19 protein-coding genes are annotated in these 24,236 nt (G+C 70.0%); 15 read left to right on the top strand and 4 right to left on the bottom strand.

What is annotated here, in order from left to right:
- The first annotated feature begins 117 nt into the window (after positions 1-117).
- On the top strand, positions 118-3,012 hold the full coding sequence (locus E0500_RS19400) for a vitamin B12-dependent ribonucleotide reductase (protein ID WP_131563390.1): 2,895 nt from the start codon (positions 118-120) through the stop codon (positions 3,010-3,012).
- 303 nt (positions 3,013-3,315) lie between these two features.
- On the opposite strand, the gene E0500_RS19405 is transcribed toward E0500_RS19400, so the two are convergent.
- Positions 3,316-3,849 (bottom strand): TerD family protein, encoded by a 534-nt coding sequence (locus E0500_RS19405; RefSeq protein WP_131563391.1) that lies wholly within the window; start codon positions 3,847-3,849, stop codon positions 3,316-3,318.
- 152 nt (positions 3,850-4,001) lie between these two features.
- Between E0500_RS19405 and E0500_RS19410 the strand changes: the two genes are divergently transcribed.
- The 4 genes from E0500_RS19410 (at position 4,002) to E0500_RS19425 (ending at position 8,342) form a co-directional block, all read left to right on the top strand.
- Complete coding sequence (locus E0500_RS19410; protein WP_131563392.1) at positions 4,002-4,607, top strand: YdbC family protein; 606 nt, start codon at positions 4,002-4,004, stop codon at positions 4,605-4,607.
- Positions 4,608-4,878: 271 nt separating this feature from the next.
- Positions 4,879-5,538, top strand: coding sequence for a histidine phosphatase family protein (locus E0500_RS19415; protein ID WP_131563393.1), 660 nt, complete (start codon positions 4,879-4,881; stop codon positions 5,536-5,538).
- A 12-nt stretch (positions 5,539-5,550) separates the two neighbouring features.
- A complete protein-coding gene (locus tag E0500_RS19420; RefSeq protein ID WP_131563394.1) occupies positions 5,551-6,453 on the top strand; it encodes an ADP-ribosylglycohydrolase family protein in 903 nt (300 codons plus the stop codon).
- Between the two features lie 416 nt (positions 6,454-6,869).
- On the top strand, positions 6,870-8,342 hold the full coding sequence (locus tag E0500_RS19425) for a DUF4153 domain-containing protein (protein ID WP_258573382.1): 1,473 nt from the start codon (positions 6,870-6,872) through the stop codon (positions 8,340-8,342).
- Between the two features lie 281 nt (positions 8,343-8,623).
- On the opposite strand, the gene E0500_RS19430 is transcribed toward E0500_RS19425, so the two are convergent.
- The gene (locus E0500_RS19430) at positions 8,624-10,171 is read right to left on the bottom strand and encodes an MFS transporter (RefSeq protein ID WP_131563395.1); all 1,548 of its coding nucleotides are present in this window, start codon (positions 10,169-10,171) and stop codon (positions 8,624-8,626) included.
- A 174-nt stretch (positions 10,172-10,345) separates the two neighbouring features.
- On the opposite strand from E0500_RS19430, the gene E0500_RS19435 reads away from it, so the two are divergent.
- The 3 genes from E0500_RS19435 (at position 10,346) to E0500_RS19445 (ending at position 12,470) form a co-directional block, all read left to right on the top strand.
- Positions 10,346-10,969: a TetR/AcrR family transcriptional regulator gene (locus tag E0500_RS19435; protein WP_131563396.1), complete on the top strand. Its 624-nt coding sequence runs from the start codon at positions 10,346-10,348 to the stop codon at positions 10,967-10,969.
- Between the two features lie 104 nt (positions 10,970-11,073).
- Positions 11,074-11,775 carry a ribonuclease HII gene (locus E0500_RS19440; RefSeq protein WP_131563397.1) on the top strand — a complete coding sequence of 234 codons (702 nt, stop codon included), beginning with the start codon at positions 11,074-11,076 and terminating at the stop codon, positions 11,773-11,775.
- 68 nt (positions 11,776-11,843) lie between these two features.
- Positions 11,844-12,470: a hypothetical protein gene (locus E0500_RS19445; protein WP_131563398.1), complete on the top strand. Its 627-nt coding sequence runs from the start codon at positions 11,844-11,846 to the stop codon at positions 12,468-12,470.
- A gap of 251 nt (positions 12,471-12,721) precedes the next feature.
- Here E0500_RS19445 and E0500_RS19450 read toward each other — a convergent pair whose 3' ends face one another.
- A complete protein-coding gene (locus E0500_RS19450) occupies positions 12,722-13,357 on the bottom strand; it encodes a hypothetical protein (RefSeq protein ID WP_131563399.1) in 636 nt (211 codons plus the stop codon).
- A 221-nt stretch (positions 13,358-13,578) separates the two neighbouring features.
- On the bottom strand, positions 13,579-15,750 hold the full coding sequence (locus E0500_RS19455) for a RecQ family ATP-dependent DNA helicase (RefSeq protein ID WP_131563400.1): 2,172 nt from the start codon (positions 15,748-15,750) through the stop codon (positions 13,579-13,581).
- An 898-nt stretch (positions 15,751-16,648) separates the two neighbouring features.
- On the opposite strand from E0500_RS19455, the gene E0500_RS19460 reads away from it, so the two are divergent.
- The 7 genes from E0500_RS19460 to rfbH all read left to right on the top strand — a co-directional run bounded on the left by E0500_RS19460 (position 16,649) and on the right by rfbH (position 24,234).
- Positions 16,649-17,062, top strand: a complete 414-nt coding sequence (locus E0500_RS19460; RefSeq protein ID WP_165934988.1) for a DUF4260 family protein — start codon at positions 16,649-16,651, stop codon at positions 17,060-17,062.
- 668 nt (positions 17,063-17,730) lie between these two features.
- On the top strand, positions 17,731-19,017 hold the full coding sequence (locus E0500_RS19465) for an activator-dependent family glycosyltransferase (RefSeq protein ID WP_131563402.1): 1,287 nt from the start codon (positions 17,731-17,733) through the stop codon (positions 19,015-19,017).
- Positions 19,018-19,188: 171 nt separating this feature from the next.
- Positions 19,189-19,761: a dTDP-4-dehydrorhamnose 3,5-epimerase family protein gene (locus E0500_RS19470; protein ID WP_131563403.1), complete on the top strand. Its 573-nt coding sequence runs from the start codon at positions 19,189-19,191 to the stop codon at positions 19,759-19,761.
- Positions 19,762-19,882: 121 nt separating this feature from the next.
- Positions 19,883-20,950, top strand: coding sequence for a glucose-1-phosphate thymidylyltransferase (locus E0500_RS19475; protein ID WP_131563404.1), 1,068 nt, complete (start codon positions 19,883-19,885; stop codon positions 20,948-20,950).
- On the top strand, positions 20,947-21,933 hold the full coding sequence (gene rfbB / locus E0500_RS19480) for a dTDP-glucose 4,6-dehydratase (protein WP_131563405.1): 987 nt from the start codon (positions 20,947-20,949) through the stop codon (positions 21,931-21,933). The genes E0500_RS19475 and rfbB overlap by 4 nt, the downstream gene beginning before the upstream one ends.
- A complete protein-coding gene (locus E0500_RS19485) occupies positions 21,920-22,918 on the top strand; it encodes an NAD(P)-dependent oxidoreductase (RefSeq protein ID WP_131563406.1) in 999 nt (332 codons plus the stop codon). The genes rfbB and E0500_RS19485 overlap by 14 nt, the downstream gene beginning before the upstream one ends.
- Entirely contained in the window at positions 22,915-24,234 is a 1,320-nt protein-coding gene (gene rfbH, locus E0500_RS19490) for a lipopolysaccharide biosynthesis protein RfbH (protein ID WP_399119494.1), read from the top strand. Before E0500_RS19485 ends, rfbH begins: the two co-directional genes overlap by 4 nt.
- The last annotated feature ends 2 nt before the right edge of the window (positions 24,235-24,236 follow it).

The following is a 24,236-nucleotide window of genomic DNA, read 5'->3' on the forward strand; positions in this document are numbered from 1 at the left end:
CGGCGACCAGGACCTGTCGCGGAGGGCCGCGTGCGCGGCGCCGCGACACATGACAGAACACGTGCTACGGGAACAAAGTGGCACTTCAGGGCGTTTTCGCCCGTACAGGGAGGCGGCATGACAGAGACGGCGAGCGGTCCGGCACGGAGTTCCCGCGCCAAGGGCACCAAGGCGAGCAAGGGACTGCGTATCGAGCGCATCCACACCACCCCCGGCGTGCACCCGTACGACGAGGTCGAGTGGGCGCGCCGTGACGTCGTCATGACCAACTGGCGCGACGGCTCGGTCAACTTCGAGCAGCGCGGCGTCGAGTTCCCCGAGTTCTGGTCGGTGAACGCGGTCAACATCGTCACCAGCAAGTACTTCCGTGGTGCCGTCGGCACCCCGCAGCGTGAGGTGAGCCTGAAGCAGCTCATCGACCGCATCGTGAAGACGTACCGGAAGGCCGGTGAAGACTACAAGTACTTCGCCTCGCCGGCCGATGCCGAGATCTTCGAGCACGAGCTGGCGTACGCCCTCCTGCACCAGATCTTCAGCTTCAACAGCCCGGTCTGGTTCAACGTCGGCACGCCCCAGCCCCAGCAGGTCTCCGCCTGCTTCATCCTGGCCGTCGACGACTCCATGGAGTCGATCCTCGACTGGTACAAGGAAGAGGGCATGATCTTCAAGGGCGGCTCCGGCGCCGGCCTGAACCTCTCCCGGATCCGCTCCTCCAAGGAGCTCCTCTCCTCCGGTGGCAACGCCTCCGGTCCGGTCTCCTTCATGCGCGGTGCGGACGCCTCCGCAGGAACGATCAAGTCCGGTGGAGCCACCCGACGCGCCGCCAAGATGGTCATCCTCGACGTCGACCACCCCGACATCGAGGACTTCATCGAGACCAAGGTGAAGGAGGAGGAGAAGATCCGCGCACTTCGTGACGCGGGCTTCGACATGGACCTCGGCGGCGAGGACATCACCTCCGTCCAGTACCAGAACGCCAACAACTCGGTTCGCGTGAACGACGAGTTCATGAAGGCCGTCGAGTCCGGCGGGAAGTTCGGTCTGCGCGCGCGGATGACCGGCGAGGTCATCGAAGAGGTCGACGCCAAGACCCTGTTCCGCAAGATGGCCGAGGCCGCGTGGGCCTGCGCCGACCCCGGCATCCAGTACGACGACACCATCAACCACTGGCACACGTGCCCGGAGTCCGGCCGCATCAACGGCTCGAACCCCTGCAGCGAGTACATGCACCTGGACAACACGTCCTGCAACCTCGCATCGCTGAACCTGATGAAGTTCCTCAAGGACGACAGCAAGGGCAACCAGTCCTTCGACGTCGATCGCTTCACGAAGGTCGTCGAGCTCGTCATCACCGCGATGGACATCTCCATCTGCTTCGCGGACTTCCCGACCCAGAAGATCGGCGAGAACACCCGCGCCTTCCGCCAGCTCGGCATCGGCTACGCCAACCTCGGCGCCCTCCTCATGGCGACCGGCCACGCGTACGACTCCGACGGCGGCCGCGCCCTGGCCGGGGCCATCACCTCGCTGATGACCGGTACGTCGTACCGCCGCTCCGCCGAACTCGCCGCGGTCGTCGGCCCGTACGAGGGCTACGCCCGCAACGCCACACCGCACCTGCGCGTCATGAAGCAGCACGCCGACGCCAACACCAAGGCCGTCCGCATGGACGACCTGGACACCCCGGTCTGGGCCGCCGCCACGGAGGCCTGGCAGGACGTGCTCCGCCTCGGCGAGAAGAGCGGCTTCCGCAACGCGCAGGCGTCCGTCATCGCCCCGACCGGCACGATCGGTCTCGCGATGTCCTGCGACACCACCGGCCTGGAGCCCGACCTCGCGCTGGTCAAGTTCAAGAAGCTGGTCGGCGGCGGTTCGATGCAGATCGTCAACGGCACCGTCCCGCAGGCCCTGCGCCGCCTGGGCTACCAGGAGGAGCAGATCGAGGCGATCGTCGCCCACATCGCCGAGCACGGAAACGTGATCGACGCACCGGGCCTCAAGCCCGAGCACTACGAGGTCTTCGACTGCGCCATGGGCGAGCGCGCCATCTCCCCGATGGGCCACGTCCGCATGATGGCCGCGATCCAGCCGTGGATCTCCGGTGCCCTGTCCAAGACGGTCAACATGCCGGAGTCGGCGACCGTCGAGGAGGTCGAGGAGATCTACTTCGAGGCCTGGAAGATGGGCGTCAAGGCGCTCGCCATCTACCGCGACAACTGCAAGGTCGGCCAGCCGCTCTCCGCGAAGACCAAGGAGAAGGAGAAGGCCGAGATCACGGAGAAGGCCGAGGCGGCCATCCGCGAGACGGTCGAGAAGGTCGTCGAGTACCGCCCGGTCCGCAAGCGCCTCCCGAAGGGTCGTCCCGGCATCACCACGTCCTTCACCGTCGGCGGCGCCGAGGGTTACATGACGGCCAACTCCTACCCGGACGACGGCCTGGGCGAGGTCTTCCTGAAGATGTCCAAGCAGGGTTCGACCCTCGCGGGCATGATGGACGCCTTCTCCATCGCGGTGTCCGTCGGCCTCCAGTACGGTGTGCCGCTGGAGACGTACGTCTCCAAGTTCACCAACATGCGCTTCGAGCCGGCCGGTATGACGGACGACCCGGACGTGCGGATGGCGCAGTCGATCGTCGACTACATCTTCCGTCGTCTGGCGCTCGACTTCCTGCCGTTCGAGACGCGCTCCGCGCTCGGCATCCACTCCGCCGAGGAGCGCCAGCGCCACCTGGAGACGGGTTCCTACGAGCCGACCGAGGACGAGGTCGACGTCGAGGGCCTGGCCCAGTCCGCGCCCCGCGCGCAGGAGCTGAAGGCCGTCGCCACCCCCAGGGCGGGCATCGAGGCGGCCAAGCCCGCACCGCAGCAGGCCCACACCAGCGCCGAACTCGTGGAGATGCAGCTGGGCATCCAGGCGGACGCCCCGCTCTGCTTCTCCTGCGGCACGAAGATGCAGCGGGCCGGTTCCTGCTACATCTGCGAGGGCTGCGGCTCGACCAGCGGGTGCAGCTGAGCCCGGACGTCCCTGAGGCGTGAATCAGCTCGTCAGGGCGGTGGAGCCGGGCTTCCGGCTCCACCGCCCTCGGTGCGGGTGACGTCCGGTTCTTCTCCCTGTTGCAGCGTCGCTACCTTGCGCTGCTCGTACGTGACGGCTGGTGGGACGTGGTGAGGGAGCATCTTGCCGCTGGAGACCAGCGGCTGACGTGGTGGGCGGAGTTTCCGCCGGAGCTGGGTCTCTTCGCGCGAGTACGCACTGAAGGGCAGTAACGGCCGATGACCGTACTGCCCTTCAGTGCTGACGGGTGCCGTGAGCGGGTCAGGACTCGCCCAGGCTGCCCATGACGCGGGCGAAGGACGCCGGGTCCTCCTCGTAGCCGTGGACGCCCGGTCGGAACGACCACTCTCCCGAGTCGTCGCGCACGAACTCCGCGACGGTCGCCGCCGTGGAGTTCAGGACGCCGCCGAAGTCGTCCTCGGCCAGGACGGTGTAGCCCTCACGGACGCGCAGGGCGGAGTTGTGGACGTTGACGAAGGTCTTCCGGCCGGCCCGCTGCTGAATGGCCACGCCCACCACCACGCGCGCGTAGCGGCTGTCGAGCCGGCTGAGCTCGACAGTCATGACCTCGTCCCAGCCGAAGCCCTGACCGGTCTTGCTGTCGCGGTTGAGGATGATGGTGCCGTCGGGGGAGCGGCTGTCGAAGTGCACCACGTAGTCGGGGTTTCCGCTCGGCTCGGCGGCCAGGTAGGTCGCCGCGACGAGGTCGAGGTCCGTGGGTGCCTGTCCCGAGGGGCTCGGATCCCATTTCACCGCCACCTCGACCTTGCCGATGCCCTTGTTGAGGCCGTTCACCAGATCTCCCTCCCCGATTCCTGGGCCTGCCGCCCGAACTTCCTTACAGTCCAGGCCCGTTGTCCATCCTCCCACGCGCGCGGGGGCGCTCGCTCGGGTGCACTCCGCCGGAGCGTGACCGGCGCCACGCTCCGTGGCCTTACCATGGCGCGGTGCTGGTCAAGTGGATTCGCTGCACCGTGGTGGACCGCCGCGGTTTCGAACGGGGGCAGCGAAAGTGGGCGGGGCTTCTGGGGGAGCCGGGTTTCCGTGGGCAGGGTGGCGGCTGGAGCCGTGCGCGGCCCGGTGTGGCCCACATCTTCTCCTTCTGGGAGAGCCGTGCCTTCTACGACTCCTTCATGGCGCGTTCCCATGACCGGCTCGCCGCCTCACAGTCCGGTACCTTCAAGGACCCGCAGGTCAAGCTCTTCGACTACCGCTTCGATGTGAAGACCGGCTTCGAACCGCGCTTCACGGACGCCGATCTGGTGCGGGTGGCGCACTGTCGCGTTCATGAGGAGCGTGCCGAGCACTTCGCGCTGATGCAGGAGAAGGTCTGGAACCCCGCGATGGCCGGCTCTCCCGGCATGGTGCGGGGCCTCTTCGGTGAGGCGCCGGGCCACGAGTTCATGATCCTCTCCATGTGGCTGTCGGCCGCCGAGCACGGAAAGTACCGCACCGAACGCGTGGAGCGGCTCGCCCTGCGAGCCCAGATCGAGGCCGATGTCGCGGCGCTCGCCGGTGACATCGTGGACCTGGAGTCCGCCTGGACGGTTTGAGTCGGTGAGTTTGAGATTCGGACGCCGGCGCCGGGGGTGAGTCCGGAATCTGGATGCGTTCGTGAGGGGTGAGTCCGGGATGCGGATCCGCGGGTGAGGTGGGTCCAAGATCTGGACGACATGGGTTTGAGATCCAGATGAGATCCAGATGCGCCAAAAGGGTGCCGGAAGGTGCAAAATGCGACCCTTGGTGTGCAGGACCTGTGTGACCTACACCGTAAGGAGCCCATACGGGTGCTCGATCGACCGTCACCCGATCTAGGGTTTTGGCATGGCACGACCACGGCGCATCGTCCTTGTCCGGCACGGCGAGTCAACGGGCAACGCCGACGACACCGTGTACGAACGCGAGCCCGACCATGCCCTGGGGCTCACCGAGCTCGGCTGGCGGCAGGCGGAAGAGACCGGCAAACGGCTCCGGGAGGTGTTCGGCCGGGAGCGCGTCAGCGTGTACGTCTCCCCGTACCGCCGCACCCACGAGACGTTCCGGGCCTTCCACCTCGACCCCGAGATGGTGCGCGTCCGCGAGGAGCCACGGCTGCGCGAGCAGGACTGGGGCAACTGGCAGGACCGGGATGACGTACAGCTCCAGAAGTCGTACCGGGACGCGTACGGGCACTTCTTCTACCGCTTCGCGCAGGGCGAGTCCGGGGCCGACGTGTACGACCGGGTCGGCGGCTTCCTGGAGAGCCTGTTCCGCAGCTTCGAGGACCCCGACCACCCGCCGAACGTGCTCCTGGTGACCCACGGCCTGGCCATGCGGCTGTTCTGCATGCGGTGGTTCCACTGGTCGGTCGCCGAGTTCGAGTCGCTGTCCAACCCCGGGAACGCGGAGATGCGGATGCTCGTTCTCGGGGACGACGGCAAGTACACCCTTGACCGCCCCTTTGAACGCTGGCGTGACCCGGAGTCGTACGGAGTCACCGGTTAGAGTGGCAGGGCGATGACCGCTGACTCCTCTCCTGACGCACGTCTGAACCGCGCCCTGAGCAGCCTGCGCGGACTCTCGGTGGGGGACGCACTGGGCTCCCAGTACTTCGTACCCGCGAACTATCCGCTGCTCAAGCGCCGTGAGACGCCGACCGGCCCCTGGCAGTGGACGGACGACACGGAGATGGCCTGCTCCGTCGTGGCGATCCTCGCCGCCCACCAAAGGATCGACCAGGACGAGCTGGCCCGGTCCTTCGCCGAGCACCACGACTTCGACCGTGGCTACGGGCCGGCGGTCAACCGGCTGCTGCGGCTGATCAGGGAGGGCGGCGAGTGGCGGGAGCTCGCCTCCGCGCTCTTCGACGGGCAGGGCTCCTGGGGCAACGGCGCGGCCATGCGGATCGCCCCCTTGGGGGCCTGGTACGCGGACGACCCCGAGCAGGCGACCCACCAGGCGGAGATCTCGGCGTACCCCACCCATCAGCACCGCGAGGCCGTCGCCGGTGCCATGGCCGTCGCCGCTGCCGCCGCCCTCGTGGCCGACCCGGCAGGGCCGCCGAGCGCCGAAGCGTTGCTCGACGGCGTCATCGCACTCATGCCCAGAAGTGCCGTCGACGCGGGACTGCGACGCGCCCGCGACATGCTCGACTACGGGGACGCGAGCACCGTCGCCGCCGTACTCGGGTGCGGCCGGCGCACGTCGGCGCACGACACGGTGCCCTTCGCGATCTGGTCGGCCGCGAAGGCCCTCGGCGACTACAGGCAGGCGTTCTGGGCGACGGCCCAGGCGGGCGGAGACGTGGACACGACCTGCGCCATCGTCGGGGGAGTCGTCGCCTCCGGTAAGGCGGGGACACCTCCCGAGGAGTGGCTGCGGCAGACAGAAGTGCTGCCGGACTGGGCTCCGGTGCGCTAGCGGCGGTCTCTGCCTCATCCCGCTGCCGCTCATGTCACGGACAGGCTGTGCCCTGAACTCAAGCGTCACGAACACCCCAACTGTCACAGGCGTGCCACAGAAGGCTTTCACCCCGCTGTGGTGCCCGAACCCCGGCATACCCTCGCGCAACGCCGCCTGTCGATCATGACGGTGTGCGTCGACGAGACACCGGTCACGAGCCTTCCGCCGCAGCGGCACGCTGCGTAGGTGGGCGTACGGGGCCGGCCGGGAGGGGGCCCGTGTCCGACACATCGTCCGCGTCCGAGCCGAAGGGCGGGGGGCCCGGAGGGCGCGCCTTGGCTGCCGACACACCCGAGGACCCGTCCAGGTCCCGGGCGAGCTCGTCGGAGGCGGCTCCCGTCGCAGGGCCACCGGGGGCCGGCCCGGGTACCTGGCTGGCCGGCCTCCAGGTCGACGAACCCGCGCGCGTCCGCACCCCGACCCTGTGGGCCGCCCTGGCCACGGGCATCCTCAGCATGCTGCTGCTCGGTGACGGAGCAGCCGTCAACCTGTTGATCGTCGCGGTTCCGGCAGTGCTCGCCGTGTACTTCGCCGCCCGGCGGGCCGGCCGTCGCCCGCGCGCGTGGACGCTCGTCTGGGGAGCCCTGGGGCTGGCGCTGCTGACCGTTCCGGCGTTGCGTGACGCGGAGTGGCCGTCGTTCCTCGCCGTCGTCACCGCGGTCGCGGCGGGCTCCCTCGCACTGCACGGAGGCCGCAGCTGGCCGGCCGTTCTGCTCGGCCCGATCGGCGTGCTCAACGCGGTGGTCACCGGCCCCGCCTGGGCCTGGCAAGGGCTGCGCAGCCTGTCGGGCGGCGCCCGCGAGCGGCTGGGCCCGGTCCTGCGGGCGCTCGCCGTCGCCGCGGTGCTTGTGCTGGTGTTCGGCGCGCTGTTCGCCGGCGCGGACGCGGCCTTCGCGGACCTGCTCGGCGCCCTGGTGCCGGACACCTCGGTGGCCGACGGCCCCTGGCGTGTGCTGCTCTTCGCTCTCGGTCTCGTCGGAGCGCTCGCGGCGGCACGCACGGCTGCCGCACCCGTTCACTGGGACCAGGTCGAAGTGCCCGAGGGACGTGCCCGTGGTCGCGTCGAGTGGGCGCTGCCGCTGATCGTGCTCATCGTGCTGTTCGCCGTGTTCAACGCCGTTCAGTTGGCCGTCCTCTTCGGCGGGTACGACGCCGTACTCCAGAAGACCGGGCAGACGTACGCCGAGTACGCGCGGCAGGGCTTCTGGCAGTTGCTCCTGGCGACGCTTCTCACGCTGCTGGTCATCGTCCTGGCCCTGCGCTGGGCGCCGCGCACTCGATCGGGTGATCGCACGCTGGTGCGCTCCGTGCTGGGAACTCTGTGTGCGCTGACCCTCGTTGTGGTGGCATCCGCAGTGCGGCGGATGGACATGTACGTGGAGGCGTATGGACTGACGCGACTGAGGATCTCGGTGTTGGCCGTGGAGTTGTGGCTCGGCCTGGTCATCGTGTTCATCCTGGCGGCCGGGGTGTGGGGAGCCCGCTGGCTGCCGCGTGCCGTGGCCGCCAGTGCGGCGGCCGGGGTGCTGGTGTTCGGGCTCGTGTCGCCGGACGGGTTGATCGCCGAGCGCAACGTCCAACGGTACGAGGACACGGGCCGGTTCGACCTCGACTACGCGCGCGGGCTGTCCGCCGACGCCGTGCCGGCCCTCGACAAGCTGGCCGAGCCCCTGCGGTCCTGTGCGCTGCGGGATGTCGCGGCCGACCTCGACGAGCGGGACGCGCCCTGGTACGCGACGAGTCGGGGCGAGGCAGAGGCGCGACGCATCCTCGACAAGCGGCCGCTGTCGGCGGAGGCGGACACGGCCGAGTGCGCACGGTTCAGGGACGAGGTCATGTACCGCTGAGAGCGGTTCGGCAAGGGGCCGGCAAGGGGTCAGCAAGTGGCGGTGAGCTCGTCGCGGTTTGTGGAAGCGACGTGGGACAGGTCGGGCGGCCGCAGTACGGGTGCGACGGGCCTGCCTGTTCGCCGGCGTTCCAGTGGCCACCCGCGAACGCACCGCTGCGAGGGGGCCGGACTGAGGTGCGCGGGCGGGTCTCGGGCGCCTTTCGGCGTCACGGTGCGGATGGCCGGACCGATGCCCTCGCCGTTGGTTTCCCCCGGGCGCGGTCCGGCCATCCGCGGTCGTCAGCCCCCGGCGGGTCCCGCCGTGCCGGACAGGGCCTCCAGGTCGCTCTTGCGGACCTTGATGACCAGCACGGCGGTGGCCAGGGCGAGTACGGCCATCGCGACGGCCGGGATGAACGCCGTCGAGATGCCCTGGGCGAGAACCTCGTGGCCCCAAGGAGCCGGCAACTGGTGGGTCTTGGCGAACTCGGCCTTCTGCTCGGCCGTGCCGTTCGCCAGGAAGCTCGGCATCTGCTTTTCCGCCTCGTCCCGGCTGGCGGTGCCGAAGACCGTGGTCAGGATGGACAGACCGAGGGAACCGCCCACCTGCTGCATCGCGTTGAGCAGGCCGGACGCCGCGCCCGCCTCGTGCTGGGCGACCCCGGAGACCGCGGTCAGGGTCAGCGTCACGAAGTTCAGACCCATGCCGAAGGCGAACATCAGCATGGGGCCGAGCACCCCGCCCGCGTACGAGCTGTCGGGGTTGATGAAGGTCTGCCAGGTGAGCCCGATCACGACGAGCGTCGAGCCGACCGCCATGAACGGCTTGGGCCCGAGGACCGGCAGGAAGCGCTGCGACAGACCGGCGCCCACGACGATCGCTCCCGTCACGGGCAGGAAGGCGAGGCCGGCCTCGATCGGTGAGTACTGCAGCACGTTCTGCACGAAGAGGACGATGAAGAAGAACATGCCGAACATCGCCGCGGCCAGACTGAGCATGATCACGTATGTGCCCGACCGGTTGCGGTCGGTGAACATCCGCAGCGGAGTGATCGGTTCCTTGGCCCGCGTCTCGATGAACCCGAAGGCCAGCAGCAGGACGACCGCCGCACCGAAGGAGCCGACGGTCAGGCTGTCGCGCCAGCCCTCCTCCGAGGCGCGGATGAAGCCGTACACCAGCGACGCCATACCGGCCGTCGACGTGAGCGCGCCCGCGATGTCGAAACGTCCCGGATGCCGCTCGGACTCGCGGATGTACATCGGCGCGAGCACGGCTATCAGGATGCCGATCGGTACGTTGACGAACAGCACCCAGCGCCAGTCGAGCCACTCCGTGAGCATTCCGCCGGCGAGGAGACCGACGGCGCCGCCGCCGGCCGAGACGGCGGCGAAGACACCGAAGGCCCGGTTCCGTTCCGGGCCTTCGGCGAACGTGGTGGTGATGAGCGCCAGTGAGGTGGGTGACGCGATCGCGCCACCGGCGCCCTGGAGGGCGCGTGCCGCGAGTAGCTGCCATGGTTCCTGGGCGAATCCGCCCAAAAGTGAGGCGAGCGTGAAGAGCAGGATGCCGGTGATGAAGACCCGGCGCCGCCCCAGGATGTCACCGGCCCGGCCGCCGAGGAGCAGCAGGCCGCCGAAGGTCAGCGTGTACGCGCTGACCACCCACGTCAGGTCGGTCGTGCTGAATGCGAGCGCGTCTTGAATGTGCGGGAGCGCGATGTTCACAATCGTCGCGTCGAGTACCACCATGAGTTGGCAGGCCGCGATGACCGCGAGTGCGATGCCGGGGCGCCCCTCCCGGCGGGCGGCTCCCGGCTTCTGATCCTGAATCAACGGAGAGGTTGTCACTATGGGTCCCCCACAAGTGCATTAGTGAACGCTTGCGTTCACTGCCGCGTCAAACGGTAGTGAGTCCCCCTTAGTGAACGCAAGCGTTCACTGAAGTCGCTGCCGAAAGATCTTGCCCGACCGCTCGCCCTGCCCGGGAATCCCTCCTCCCCCCTGCTCAACGGAGATACTCAGATGGCTACTTCGCGCTGGACGGCTGCCCCCGCCCGGACACCCTCCCTTCGCCGGCGCGGTGCCGTGCTCGAGCGCGCGATCCTCGACGCCGCACTGGAGCAGCTCAGTACGGTCGGCTGGAGCGGCCTCACGATGGAAGGCGTCGCCGCGGGTGCCCAGACGGGCAAGGCCGCGGTCTACCGCCGCTGGCCGTCCAAGGAGGACCTCGTCGCGGACGCGCTCCAGGCCGGGCTGCCGCAGTTCGACGAGGCGCCCGACCTCGGCAGCGTGCGCGAGGACCTCCTGGAGCTGTGCCGGCAAGCGCGCGAGGCGATGTTCTCGCGCCCCGGGTTCGCGCTGCGCTCGGTGATTCACGAATGCGACACGGCTCAGGTCGAGCGATTCAATGGAGTGATCGTCGAGGGGGTCGTGGAGCCGACCGTCAAGCTGCTCCGCGACGTCATCAACCGCGGGATCGAGCGGGGCGAGGTGCGTCCGGACGCGGCCAACGGGTATGTCTTCGACGCCATTCCGGCCATGATGATGTACCGGTCCAAGATGTGCGCGAGCGAATGGAGCGAGCGTGACATCGAAGAGATGGTCGACCAGTTGATGGTTCCGCTGCTGCGTTCCGCAGGTGCGTGATCACGCTCCGCAGACCGCCGGATCGAGGTCTGCGCGGGCTCTGAGGCTGCCGGAGGAAACCTGGGTGTCGCGGGGGGTTCGCGGCGGCGTACGCTAAGAGCGCCATGCCGTACGAACCACCTACTCACACCGTCGAGCGCTCCCTCCGCGCCACGACTGGAGCGAAGATCGTTGCCGGTGTCGACGAGGTGGGGCGCGGCGCCTGGGCCGGCCCCGTCACCGTCTGCGCGGCGGTCACGGGCCTGCGTCGACCGCCCGAGGGCCTCACCGACTCCAAGCTCCTCACGGTCAAGAAGCGCACGAAGCTCGCCGAGGAACTGCGGAAGTGGGTCACGTCGTACGCCCTCGGGCACGCCTCTCCGGAGGAGATCGACGACCTGGGCATGACGGCCGCGCTGCGTCTTGCCGCCGTACGGGCCCTGGAGGCCTTGCCGGTCCGGCCCGACGCGGTCATCCTCGATGGGAAGCACGACTACCTGGGTGCCCCCTGGCGGGTGCGTACGGTGATCAAGGGTGACCAGTCGTGCGTGGCCGTCGCGGCGGCCTCGGTGATAGCCAAGGTTCAGCGCGACAAAATGATGGCCGAACTGGGTATCGACCATGCAGACTTCGGTTTTGCGGCCAACGCCGGGTATCCATCACCCGTGCACAAGGCCGCGCTGGAGGAGCGGGGCCCCACCCCGTACCACCGGCTGTCGTGGGCGTATCTTGATGCGCTGCCCCAGTGGCGGCACCTCAAGAAGGTCCGCAGCTGGGCGGACGGAAGCGTTCCGGAGATCGAGGGTCAGCTCGGCTTCGATTTCTGACGGTTTCGTTCGCACTCATGTGCCACCCGCCGACGCGAGTCGCAACGGCGTTTGATAAAAATCAGCTCATGCCTCTCATTCCCGAGGAGCCTCAGATTCACGAGAGTGCCCAGGGTCCGCGCGCCACTCCGGCCAGCGGCCGCGTCGCGCCGACCCCCCGTCCCGTACCCGGTCCCCGTCCCGCGGCTCCGGCGCGTCCAGGTCGTCCAGGGCCCACCAGGCCCATGCCGACCCAACGCGCACCGCGCGACGCTGCCGTGGCCAAGCCGGGGCCACCCGCTCCGGCCGCTGCCGCGACCCCTGCCAGCCCACAGATCCAGCTCATCCCGGCCTCGGTGGAAGGTGCCCTGGACGCCGCCGAGGAGGCCGTCGATCTGCTCCTGGAGTCGGGTCGGGCTCCTGGTGAGGTGCTGGTGATCACCACCGGCGAGCCGCATCCGTGGGCCGCCCATGAGCTGTCCTTCGGCGAGGCCTCCTACTGGGCCCAGCACGACGCGGGCGACGACGTGTTCTACGCGGACGCCGCCGTTGCCCAGCGGGCCGGGGCCCGTCCCGTGGTCGTCGTCGCCGTCAACGGCGGTCCCGACACGGCCGCTGCCCAGGCGGTCCCGCTGGCGCTCGCCCGTGCCGGTGCCCTGCTGATCGTCTGCGGAGACCCGCAGCACATCAACTCGGTGCTGGGCGCGGGGGTCTGAGCGGTCTCGCACCCGCGAGGGACTGACCGGACTCCCACCCATGGGGAGCCTGGTCGGTTTCGCGTGCCCGGAATCAGGCCGGGTCTCCGGGCTGTCGCCCGGGGCCGGTGGGGAGTGAGGGGCCTCCGCCGACGCCGTCGTGGAGTGCGGAGGCAGTGATGCGGGGGCAATGAGGGATGCGCGGACGCCCGCGCGCCGGGCATGCCTGTCCGTGGTTCAGGTGCCGTCGCGGGGCGCACGCCCCGCCCGGTTCAGCGGGCCGCTGCCCGGCGCAGCACCTCCGACGCGACCCCTCCCGTGCGCGGCAGCGGGGGCGGTGCCTCGGCCGTGGCGAAGGACTCCGCGGGTGAGTTCGCGTGGGGGCGGCGTCCGCCCCGGCCCTCGCCGAGAACCTGCCAGCCGTCACGCGTCAGCGTGATGTACGCCCCGCAGCGCAGCCCGTGCAGTGTGCACGCGTCCCGCAGTCCCCACATCCACGCGCCGTCCTCCTCCGTCCAACGTCCGTCCCCGTCGCGGCAGTAGAGCAGCACGGCCGTGCGCACGGGAGTGCGGCGCCGCAGATCGTGCGGGATGACCCGGCGCAGCTGCGCGAGCAGCGCGTTGCGGAACATCCAGCCGTCGGCCGGGGCCGGACGCCGGGTGAACGAGGCGCTCGCCCGCAGCCGCTCGTCCGGGTCGAGAACGGCCACGACCGCGGTGGCGGGCCGGGGCTGGTGCCGTGCGTGCAGTCCGCTGACGACGTCCCGGGGATCGCGCAGCAGCGGAATGCCCGCGGCGGCCCACTCCGCGGGTTCGAGCATGCGGGTCGGGGGATTGGCGGAAGCGGCCGACAGCTGGGCAGCCGTCGACATGTTCGCCGCCGAGGACGGTGCGAATCCGAAGGTCACGGTCCTCCCTTCGGCTACGCGCCCACAGTGCGGGCGGGGTCGGACTTTGGGGAGCGCATCCCACAGCGGAGCCCTACCGGACCACGGGGAGAGCCGTGCGGGGAGCGGACTTCAATTCTTCCTGTCGAACCTGGTTGCGGCAACGAGCAATTGGGGCCACCGACCGTTTTCCGGCGATCCGTCGCCTAAATCTCCGCCCTTCCGAGTCGCGTGCGGTGGGGTCAGCTCTGGGCGGCGAGTACGAGCGGGAGTACTTGGCCGGCTCCGGCTCGGCGCAGCAGCCGGGCTGCCACGGCCAGTGTCCAGCCGGACTCGGTGAGGTCGTCGATGAGCAGTACGGGGCCGTCCGCGGCGCGCAGGGCCTCGCTCAGGGGCGGGGGCACGGCGAGCGCTCCGTTGAGTGCGCGGAGGCGCTGGGCGCTGTTCGAGCGGGGCAGGGGCAGGCCGTCGGCGTGGTCCGTGTAGGTGAGGGAGCCCAGCAGGGGGATACGGCCGATGTCGGAGATTCTGGAGCCGAGCGACTGGATGAGCTGTGGTCGGGTGCGTGAGGGCAGGGTGACCACGGCGATGGGGCGGGGTGGTGCGTCAGGGGCGCCCGAGGCCCAGCCGTCCGGCCCTTTGGCCCAGTCGGTCAGCACGGTCACGACGGCGCCGGCCACGTCGTCGGGCACGGGTGCGTCGGGAGTGTGGGGGGAGAGCAGGGGGCGGAGCCGGTTGCCCCAGCCGATGTCGGAGAGCCGTCCGAGTGCGCGGCCGGGGGCGGCCTGTTCGCCGGGCGGGATGCGGCCTTTGAGGTCGACGCCGATGGCCGGGAGCCCGGTCGGCCACATCTTGCGGGGCTCCACCACGACCCCGGCGCGGCCGAGTTCGCCGCGAGCGGCGTCCAGGGCGGCCGGGGAGACCTCGGTCGTGAAGGGGGCCTCAGCGCAGTTGTCGCAGCGGCCGCAGGGGGCTGCCTGCTCGTCGTCCAGCTGACGGCGCAGGAACTCCATGCGGCAGGCCGCCGTGGTGGCGTAGTCGCGCATGGCCTGCTGCTCGGCCGCGCGCTGTTTGGCGACCCAGGCGTACCGCTCGGTGTCGTACGTCCAGGGTTGGCCGGTGGCGATCCAGCCGCCTTTGACTCGTCGGACGGCACCGTCGACGTCGAGAACCTTGAGCATGGTCTCCAGGCGGGTGCGGTTCAGCTCCACAAGGGGTTCGAGTGCGGGCAGCGACAGCGGCCGGTCCGCCTGGGCGAGGGCGTCGAGGGTGCGGTGGACGATCTCCGCGGGCGGGAAGGCGATGGAGGCGAAGTATGCCCAGATCGCCTCGTCCTCGCGGCCGGGCAGCAGGAGTACCTCGGCGTGCTCGACGCCGCGGCCGGCGCGTCCGACCTGCTGGTAGTAGGCGATGGGGGAGGAGGGGGAGCCGAGGTGGACGACGAAGCCGAGATCGGGTTTGTCGAAGCCCATGCCGAGCGCGGAGGTGGCCACCAGCGCCTTGACCCGATTGGCGAGGAGGGCCTCTTCGGCCTGCTGGCGTTCGGCGTTCTCGGTCTTTCCGGTGTAGGCGGCGACGGTGTACCCGCACTGGCGCAGAAAGGCGGTGACCTCTTCGGCGGCCGCGACGGTGAGGGTGTAGATGATGCCGGAGCCCGGCAGGTCGCCCAGGTGGTCGGCGAGCCAGGCCAGCCGGTGGGCGGCGTCGGGCAGCCGGAGCACGCCCAGGCTCAGGCTCTCGCGGTCCAGGGGACCGCGCAGGACCAGCGTGTCCGAGCTGGTTCCGGTGCCCAGCTGCTCGGCCACGTCCGCGGTGACCCGCGTGTTGGCGGTGGCGGTGGTGGCGAGGACCGGCACGCCGGGCGGCAGCTCGGTGAGCACGGTGCGCAGTCGCCGGTAGTCGGGGCGGAAGTCATGGCCCCAGTCGGAGATGCAGTGGGCCTCGTCCACGACGAGGAGTCCGGTGGCGGCGGCCAGTTTGGGCAGTACGTTGTCGCGGAAATCCGGGTTGTTGAGCCGCTCCGGGCTCACGAGGAGCACATCCACGGTGCCCGCGGCGACCTCGGCCTGGATGGTGTCCCACTCCTCGGGGTTGGACGAGTTGATCGTCCGGGCGCGGATACCGGCCCGGGCGGCGGCCTCGACCTGGTTGCGCATCAGCGCGAGCAGAGGAGAGACGATCACCGTCGGCCCCGCACCCCGCTCGCGCAGCAGGGCGGTGGCCACGAAGTAGACGGCGGACTTGCCCCAGCCCGTGCGCTGGACGACCAGGGCACGGCGCCTGTCGGCGACCAGTGCCTCGATGGCCCGCCACTGGTCCTCCCGCAGCCTGGCCGACGCCGAGCCGTCCCCGATGAGGCGAGCCAGGACCGTATCGGCGGCCGTCCGCAGATCCGCGCTACTGCTGTGCATCATGCATCCATACAACAGGACACCACCGACAACCGGGGACACAGGCCAGCCGGCGCCCGACGGCTCGGGAGCAGGTCAGCCCGTGCCTGACGGCTCCGGAGCAGGGCAGCGGGCGCTCGTGGCAGGTGTTCGAAGTTTTTCGAGAGCTACGCGCGTCGACCGAGCGGGAGCTGGGCATGGAGACTTCCATGCGCATGCACATTCCGCCCCGGGGGATCCTGGCCGCCGACCCCCGCTCGGCCTCACCGCGCCGAGTTTGGCGGCCTTTTAGTGATCCCGGGCACCGTGAAGGCCGCGTGGTCGGGACCACTTCATCCACCGCGGACCCGGCCGGCCCGCTCACCCCTGGACGGAACCGAGACGGAGCACCATGACGCGCGACCTGTCCCGGAAGGGTCCGGACGACGAGCCCGACCCTGCGACACGGCTGGTCCGCTTTCCGTACGCGGGCGGCGGAGCCTCGGCGGGTCGGCGCCGCCCGGCCGCGAGGAACGGTGCGACGAACCCGGAGTCCGAGGTATCCGAGGTACATGCCGGGGAGTGTCACGTGGGGCGCGGCCGCGCACTGCGCACGATGCCCGGCGGGCACTTCGTCTTCAGGGCGGACGGGGGCGCGTCCCTGCGTGAACTCGCCTCCCTGACACGTCTGTACGCCACGGAGCGTGTCGCGGTGCAAGACGCCCGCTCCGCTACCGCGGCGGCCGGTCGTGAGAATTTTCACGTACCGGCGCTTCACTTGTCATGCCGGGGCCATGACAGCATCCCTGGCGTCGGATGCAGGTCCGCCGACCCCGTCGAGCGGGGAACGAGGTGGCCTTCCGGCCCTCCCACGACCATCGCCGCGCGGCCCTCTGGCGCCGCCCCGAGTTTGTACTGATCCAACGTGAAAGGAACATGTCCCGTGTCACACGACGCCGCGGAAGACGCTACCAGGAGCTCGGCCTCACCGCAGGTCCGCGTCGCCTGGGGGCTGTTGTCCGCCGTGCTGCTGGTCTTTGCGGTGTTCGAGGCGACGAAGTACGGCGGTTGGGTGGTCGTCGCGGCACTCGCCGGTGCCGTCGTACCGGACCTGTCGTTCCTCCTCGGTCTCTCCGGCCCGCACCAGCACGGCCGACTGCCCCGCAGGGCCGTTCCCGTCTACAACCTGGTGCACCGGCCTGTCACCGCCATCGTCGTCATGCTGACCTGCCTGATCCCCGAGTCTCCGTCCGTCGCCGTTCCCCTGTTCAACTTCGGTCTGACCTGGCTGCTGCACATCACCGTCGACCGGGCCCTCGGTTTCGGCCTGCGCACTGCCGACGGCTGGCAGCGCTGACATCCCCTGTGGGTACCCCCGCAGGTACCCCGCGTGGACGCTTGGTTCCCGCAAAGCGCCCCTCGGTCATGAGGAGTTGCGGGCCAAGCGCTCCCGCGCCCACATTCGGCTGCCCAGCGGCAGCCTGTTCACCACGGCTACGCCTTCTTGCTTTTGGGCGTAGCCGTCGCCGTTGACCGAGAGCGCGGGTCCTGTACACAGTGCGAGCGCGCGGCGCAACGTCCGCGAGGTCGCCTCGTACTCGCGCCGGCCGTAGGCGGCCCGGCCCCCGGGCGCGGTTTGGCGGTGGACGGCACAAGAGGCGGCTCGGAGACCGGTGCCCATGACCCGGCTCCCTTGAAGGAACGACAGCCGCACCTCCACGACCGGTCGGCGGCCCGCCGTATCGCGTCGCATCCCGGCACACCCACCCGTCCGTGCGACGCAGGCCCTCGCACTCCGCCCATGGTTCCGCGGGAGCCGGGCACCCCACGCCGCGCCGGCACAGCGCCAGCGAGAAGGCCAGAAGGCCAGAAGGCCAGAAGCCGAGAAAACCTGTCCGGTACCCGGACCTCCGGCGGGGCCATGGCCCGACCGCCTTGCACAAGCGGCTCTTTAGACCCCCCTCGCACGATTCCATCGAACAGCACGCCGTCGGCGTCGGGCCGGCAGTCTCCGAGAGGTCAGCGATGCGCGTTCTATTCACCGTCTTTCCGACATCGGCACATCTGTATCCCGCCATCCCGCTGGCATGGGCGCTGCAGGCTGCCGGCCATGAGGTCGTGGTGGCGAGCCCCGAAGGCGTGGTCGACCCGAACGTGATCACGAACATCACCTCGGCCGGCCTCACCGCGGTGTCGCTGGGCGGCAAGGAGGAGCTCACCGCCTCGCTGGCCCCCCTCATCGCCGGCGCCGGCCCCAACCGGCCCACTCTGGCGCTCGACCCCGATGACGAGAACGCCTGGCGCACGGCCAGGGCCGTCCTCGGGGGCATGTTCAACGCCTACTACCCGCCGGCCTCGGCGGAGGGCGGGCGACGACCGGTCCTGGACAACCTGGTCGAGTTCGCCCGCGAGTGGCGCCCGGACCTGGTGTTGTGGGACCCGCTGGCGCCGACCGGCGCGGTGGCCGCACGTGCCTGCGGCGCCGCCCACGCACGGCTTCTGTTCGGCATGGACAACATCGCCCTGATCCGCGCCAAGACGCGGCAGGAGCTGGCCGATCCGTCCTCGGACCTCACCGAGGACCCGTGGATGGCGTGGCTGGGCCCGGTGCTGGAGCGGTACGGCCTCGACTTCACCGAGGAGACGCTGGTCGGCCAGTGGACCCTGGACCTCACCCAGTCCCGGATGCGCAACCCGCTCGACCTGACGTACATCCCGGTCCGCCGGGTCCCGTACAACGGGGCCACCACGCTTCCGCCGTGGCTGTACTCCCGGCCCGAGCGGCCCCGCGCGGTGCTCACCCTCGGGGTGAGCCGGCGACTGCTCGCCGGTCAGCACAGCGGCTTCCCGATGCGGGAGTTCTTCGACTCCGTGTCCGGCCTGGACCTGGAACTGGTCGCGACGCTCAACAGCGAGCAGCTCGCCGCCGTGGGCACGCTCCCGGACAACGTCCGTGCCATCGAGTACGTACCGCTCAACCAGGTGCTGCCCACCAGCTCGGCGATCATCCACCACGGTGGCGGCGGGACGTTCGCCGCAGCCGTCGCCTGCAAGGTGCCGCAGCTCGTCGTGCCGCTCCCGATGTGGGACGAGATGGTCACGGCGCGCTACGTCGCCCGCCGCGGCGCGGGACTGGTCGCCGACCCGGCGGCGATCGACGTCGACAGCCTGCAGAAGGACCTCGTCCGGCTGGTGGAGGAGCCCTCCTTCCAGCTCGGGGCCCGCGGTCTGTACGAGGACATGCTGGCCGCTCCGGCGCCGAAGGACGTGATCCCGGTCCTGGAGCGGCTGACCGCAGAGCACCGCGGGTGACAGAGCACCGCGGCTGACCTCCGAACACCGCGGCTGACCGGACAGCTCCGCCACCGCACGGCTCCCCCGCTCCCGCGCCGCGCCACCGGCCCTGGGGGCGGGGCGCCCGGACCCGCAGGGCCCCAGCCCGTACAGCACGAGTCGAGTTCAGGACGAAAGGGCGAGCGAGCCGTGCGCATCGAAGAGACCACCATCCCCGGCACGTACCTGATCGAGCCGGACCACATCTCCGACGACCGGGGCGTGTTCTACGAGTCGATGCGGTCCGACGAACTGGAGCGGTCCGCGGGGATCGACTTCCAGCCCCGTCAGATCAACTACTCGGTGTCCAGGCGCCACACCCTGCGCGGCATCCACAGCGTCAGCATCCCCCCGGGACAGGCCAAGTTCGTCACCTGCGTACGGGGCGTGCTGCGCGACATCGTCGTCGACCTGCGGATCGGTTCGCCCACCTTCGGCAGACACCAGGTGAACGAACTGGACGCCGCCTCGGGCCGGTCCGTGTACGTCCCGGAGGGCGTCGGGCACGGCTTCCTGGCGCTCACCGACGACGCCTGCATCTGCTACGTCGTCTCCAGCACTTATGTCCCCGGAACACAGATCGACATCAACCCGCTCGACCCCGACCTGGACCTTCCCTGGGACTGCGTCGGCACACCGCTGATCTCGGACAAGGACGCGAAGGCACCCACGCTGGCCGAGGCCCTGGCAGCAGGCATGCTGTCCGACTTCGACGCCGCCTGACACTGCGTCACCCCGCCCTGCCGGCCGCCGGCGCACCGGGAACGCGTGCACGGCCGAGCGGCTGCGAACCGCGCACCAGACCGAAGAGGCAACAACCCATGAGAAATCGAGAGGACCTGCCATGAAGGCTCTGGTGTTGGCGGGCGGGTCGGGCACCCGCCTACGACCCTTCAGCTATTCCATGCCCAAACAGCTCATCCCCATCGCGAACACTCCGGTCCTGGAATACGTCCTGAGGAACATCCTGGACCTCGGCGTGACCGAGATCGGGGTCATCGTCGGCGACCGCGGCCCCGAGATCCGCGAGGCGATCGGGGACGGATCACAGTTCGGCGCACGGCTGACCTACATCCCGCAGGAGGCCCCGCTCGGCCTCGCCCACACCGTCGCCATCGCCCGGGACTTCCTCGGCGACGACGACTTCGTGATGTACCTCGGCGACAACATGCTCCCCGACGGGATCGCCGGTATCGCCGAGGAGTTCGCCGCGCACCGCCCGGCCGCCCATGTCGTGGTGTACAAGGTCCCGGACCCGCGCGCCTTCGGCGTGGCCGAACTGGGCCCCGGCGGCGAGGTGCTGCGCCTGGTGGAGAAGCCGCAGCAGCCGCGCAGCGACCTGGCCCTGATGGGCGTGTACTTCTTCACCGCCGCCATCCACGAGGCGGTCCAGGCCATCGAGCCCAGCGCCCGCGGCGAGCTGGAGATCACCGACGCGATCCAGTGGCTGGTGTCGTCGGGCGCGGACGTACGGGCCGGCCAGTACGAGGGCTACTGGAAGGACACCGGGAACGTCGAGGACGTCCTGGAGTGCAACCGGCACATCCTGGAGAGCCTCAAGCCCGCGGTCGACGGTGAGGTCGACGACGCCAGCGTGCTGGTGGGTCCGGTCATCGTGGAAGAAGGGGCGCGCATCGTGCGCTCCCGTATCGAAGGGCCGGCGATCATCGGCGCCGGCACCGTCGTGGAGGACAGCCACATCGGCGCGCACACGTCCATCGGGCTTGGCTGCGCGGTCACCGGAAGCCGGCTGGAGTACTCCATCGCCCTGGACGGCGCCTCGGTCACGGGCGTTCAGGGTCTGCGCAGTTCTGTCATCGGTCGCTCCGCCTCCGTCGGTACCAGTGGGCAGAGCACGGACCATTACCGCCTGGTCGTCGGAGACCACACCCGAGTGGAAGTCGCGGCATGAGAATCCTCATCACCGGCGCCGCCGGTTTCATCGGCTCCAACTTCGTCCGTAACCTCCTCGCGGACACCTACGCGGGGTGGAAGGGCGCCCAGGTCACCGCCCTGGACAAGCTGACCTACGCGGGCAACCGCGACAACCTGCCGGCCTCGCACCCGCGCCTGGAGTTCGTCCAGGGCGACATCTGCGACGGGGCCCTGCTGCGCGAACTGCTGCCCGGACACGACGCCGTGGTGCACTTCGCCGCCGAGTCCCACGTGGACCGCTCGCTGGAGGGTGCCGGAGAGTTCTTCCGCACCAACGTCCTGGGCACCCAGACGCTCCTCGACGCGGTGCTGGACACCGGGGTCGAGCGGGTCGTGCACGTCTCCACCGACGAGGTGTACGGCTCGATCGACGAGGGCTCCTGGACCGAGGACTGGCCGCTGCTGCCCAACACTCCGTACGCGGCCTCCAAGGCCTGTTCCGACCTGGTCGCCCGCACCTACTGGCGCACCCACGGAGTGGACCTCTCCATCACGCGCTGCTCCAACAACTACGGGCCGTACCAGCACCCCGAGAAGCTCATCCCGCTGTTCGTCACCAACCTGCTGGAAGGCCGGCAGGTGCCGCTGTACGGCGACGGCGGCAACATCCGCGAATGGCTGCACGTGGACGACCACTGCCGCGGCATCCACCTCGTCCTCGACGGCGGCCGGGCCGGTGAGATCTACAACATCGGCGGCGGCAACGAGCGGACCAACCGCGCCATCACCGAGCGTCTGCTCGAACTGACCGGCTCGGGGCCGGAGATGATCCGCCACGTCGCCGACCGCAAGGCGCACGACCTGCGGTACTCCATCGACGAGTCCAAGATCAGCAAGGAGCTCGGCTACGCGCCGCTGACCGGATTCGAGGAGGGCCTGGCCGCCACGGTGGCCTGGTACCGCGACAACCCCGACTGGTGGAAGACCGTCAAGCACGGGGCCGAGCGTGCGAACGACTGACCACGGCGCCGCGGCCGGACTCCGGGTCGTGGTGCTCGGAGGCACGGGTTACCTGGGCCGCCACATCGGTGAGGCGTTCCTCGCCGACGGCGCCCAGGTGCACCTGGTGTCCCGGAACCCGGCGGAGGACGGCCCGGCGGACCCGCGTCCCCTGCGCATGGACCTGCTGACGGCCGGCCCGGGGGAACTCACGGCGTTCTTCGGTTCGCTGGGGCCCGACGTGGTGGTCAACGCCGCAGGCCGGGCCTGGCGGGCCGACGAGGCCGAGATGACCGCGGGCAACGCGGACCTGGTCCTCCGGGTGACGGAGTCACTCGTCGGCCTGCCCCGCCCGCCGCGGCTGATCCAGCTCGGCACCGTCCACGAGTACGGCGCGGGCACACAGGGCGCCGGCACCCCCGAGGAGCAGGAGCCCGCTCCCGTCACACCGTATGGGCGCACCAAACTCCTCGGCACGCAGGCCGTCCTGCGGGCCGCGGCGGACCACGGCCTGGACGGCGTGATCCTGCGCCTCGCCAACGTGATCGGCGCCGGGGTGCCGGCCGGCAGCCTCTTCGGCATGGTGGCCGCGCACCTCGGCGCGGCCGCCCGCGCCGAGTCCCTGGGCGAGAAGCCGGACGAGCTCAGGCTCCCTCCGCTGCGCGCCCACCGCGACGTCGTGGACCTGCACGACGCCGTGGACGCCGTACGGGCCGCCGCCACCGCCCCGGCGGCGGACGTCAGCGGCCAGGTGGTCAACATCGGCCGCGGCGAGGCGGTCCCGATGGACGCACTGATCCACCGCATGGTCGAACTCAGCGGTGTGGATCTCCCGGTCGTCGAGACCGTTCCCGACCAGCCCACACGCACGGATGCGCAGTGGCAGCAACTGGACGTCTCACGGGCGCTGCGGCTCCTGGGATGGCAGCCGCGGCGCACCCTCGACGCCTCGCTGCGCGACCTGCTGGCGGCCGCGGTGCCGGCGCCAGTCAACGGAAGGAAATGACGATGAGCGACAACCCCGACAGCAAGGAACTGGTGCTGGACGCGGTCCGCAGCTACCACCAGGAGACCGCGCCGGACCGGGAGTTCGTGCCCGGTGTGACCGAGATCTGGCCGTCCGGCGCGGTCCTGGACGAGGAGGACCGGGTCGCCATCGTCGAGGCCGCGCTGACCATGCGCATCGCCGCCGGACCCAGCTCCAAGAAGTTCGAGTCCCGCTTCGCCAAGCGCCTGAAGCGGCGCAAGGCCCATCTGACCAACTCCGGTTCGTCGGCGAACCTCCTCGCCGTCTCGTCGCTCACCTCGCACCAGCTCGGTGACCGGGCGCTGAAGCCGGGCGACGAGGTGATCACCGTCGCCGCCGGATTCCCCACCACCGTGAACCCGATCCTGCAGAACGGGCTCATCCCGGTCTTCGTGGACGTGGACCTGGCCACGTACAACACCACGGCCGACCGGGTGGCGGCCGCCATCGGCCCCAAGACCCGGGCGATCATCATCGCGCACGCGCTCGGCAACCCCTTCGAGGTCGCCGAGGTGGCCCAGCTCGCCAAGGACCACGGCCTGTTCCTCATCGAGGACAACTGCGACGCGGTCGGCTCCACCTACGACGGCCAGATCACCGGCACCTTCGGCGACCTGACCACGGTCAGCTTCTACCCGGCGCACCACCTCACCATGGGCGAGGGCGGCTGCGTCCTCACCTCGAACCTCGGTCTGGCCCGCATCGTGGAGTCACTGCGCGACTGGGGGCGTGACTGCTGGTGCGAACCCGGCAAGAACAACACGTGCTTCAAGCGGTTCGAGTACCAGATGGGCAACCTGCCCGCCGGCTACGACCACAAGTACATCTTCTCCCACGTCGGTTACAACCTGAAGGGCACCGACATCCAGGCCGCGCTGGGCCTGACGCAGCTCGACAAGCTCGACGGCTTCATCGAGGCGCGGCGCCGCAACTGGCGCCGGCTGCGTGAGGGACTGGACGGAGTGCCGGGCCTGATGCTCCCCGAGCCGACGCCCCGGTCCGAGCCGAGCTGGTTCGGTTTCGTCATCACCGTCGACCCCGAGGCCCGCTTCACCCGCGCCGAACTGGTCGCCCACCTGGAGGAGCGGAAGATCGGCACCCGGCGGCTGTTCGCCGGCAACCTGACCCGCCAGCCGGCCTACATCGGCCAGCCCCACCGCATCGTCGGCGAGCTCACCAACAGCGACGTCATCACCGAGCACACCTTCTGGATCGGCATCTACCCGGGGCTCACCGACGAAATGCTCGACTACATGACCGCCACGATCAAGGAGTTCGTGGCCCAGCGTGGCTGAGC

This window comes from Streptomyces sp. KM273126, assembly GCF_004337435.2.
Taxonomy (GTDB): Bacteria; Actinomycetota; Actinomycetes; order Streptomycetales; family Streptomycetaceae; genus Streptomyces; species Streptomyces acidicola.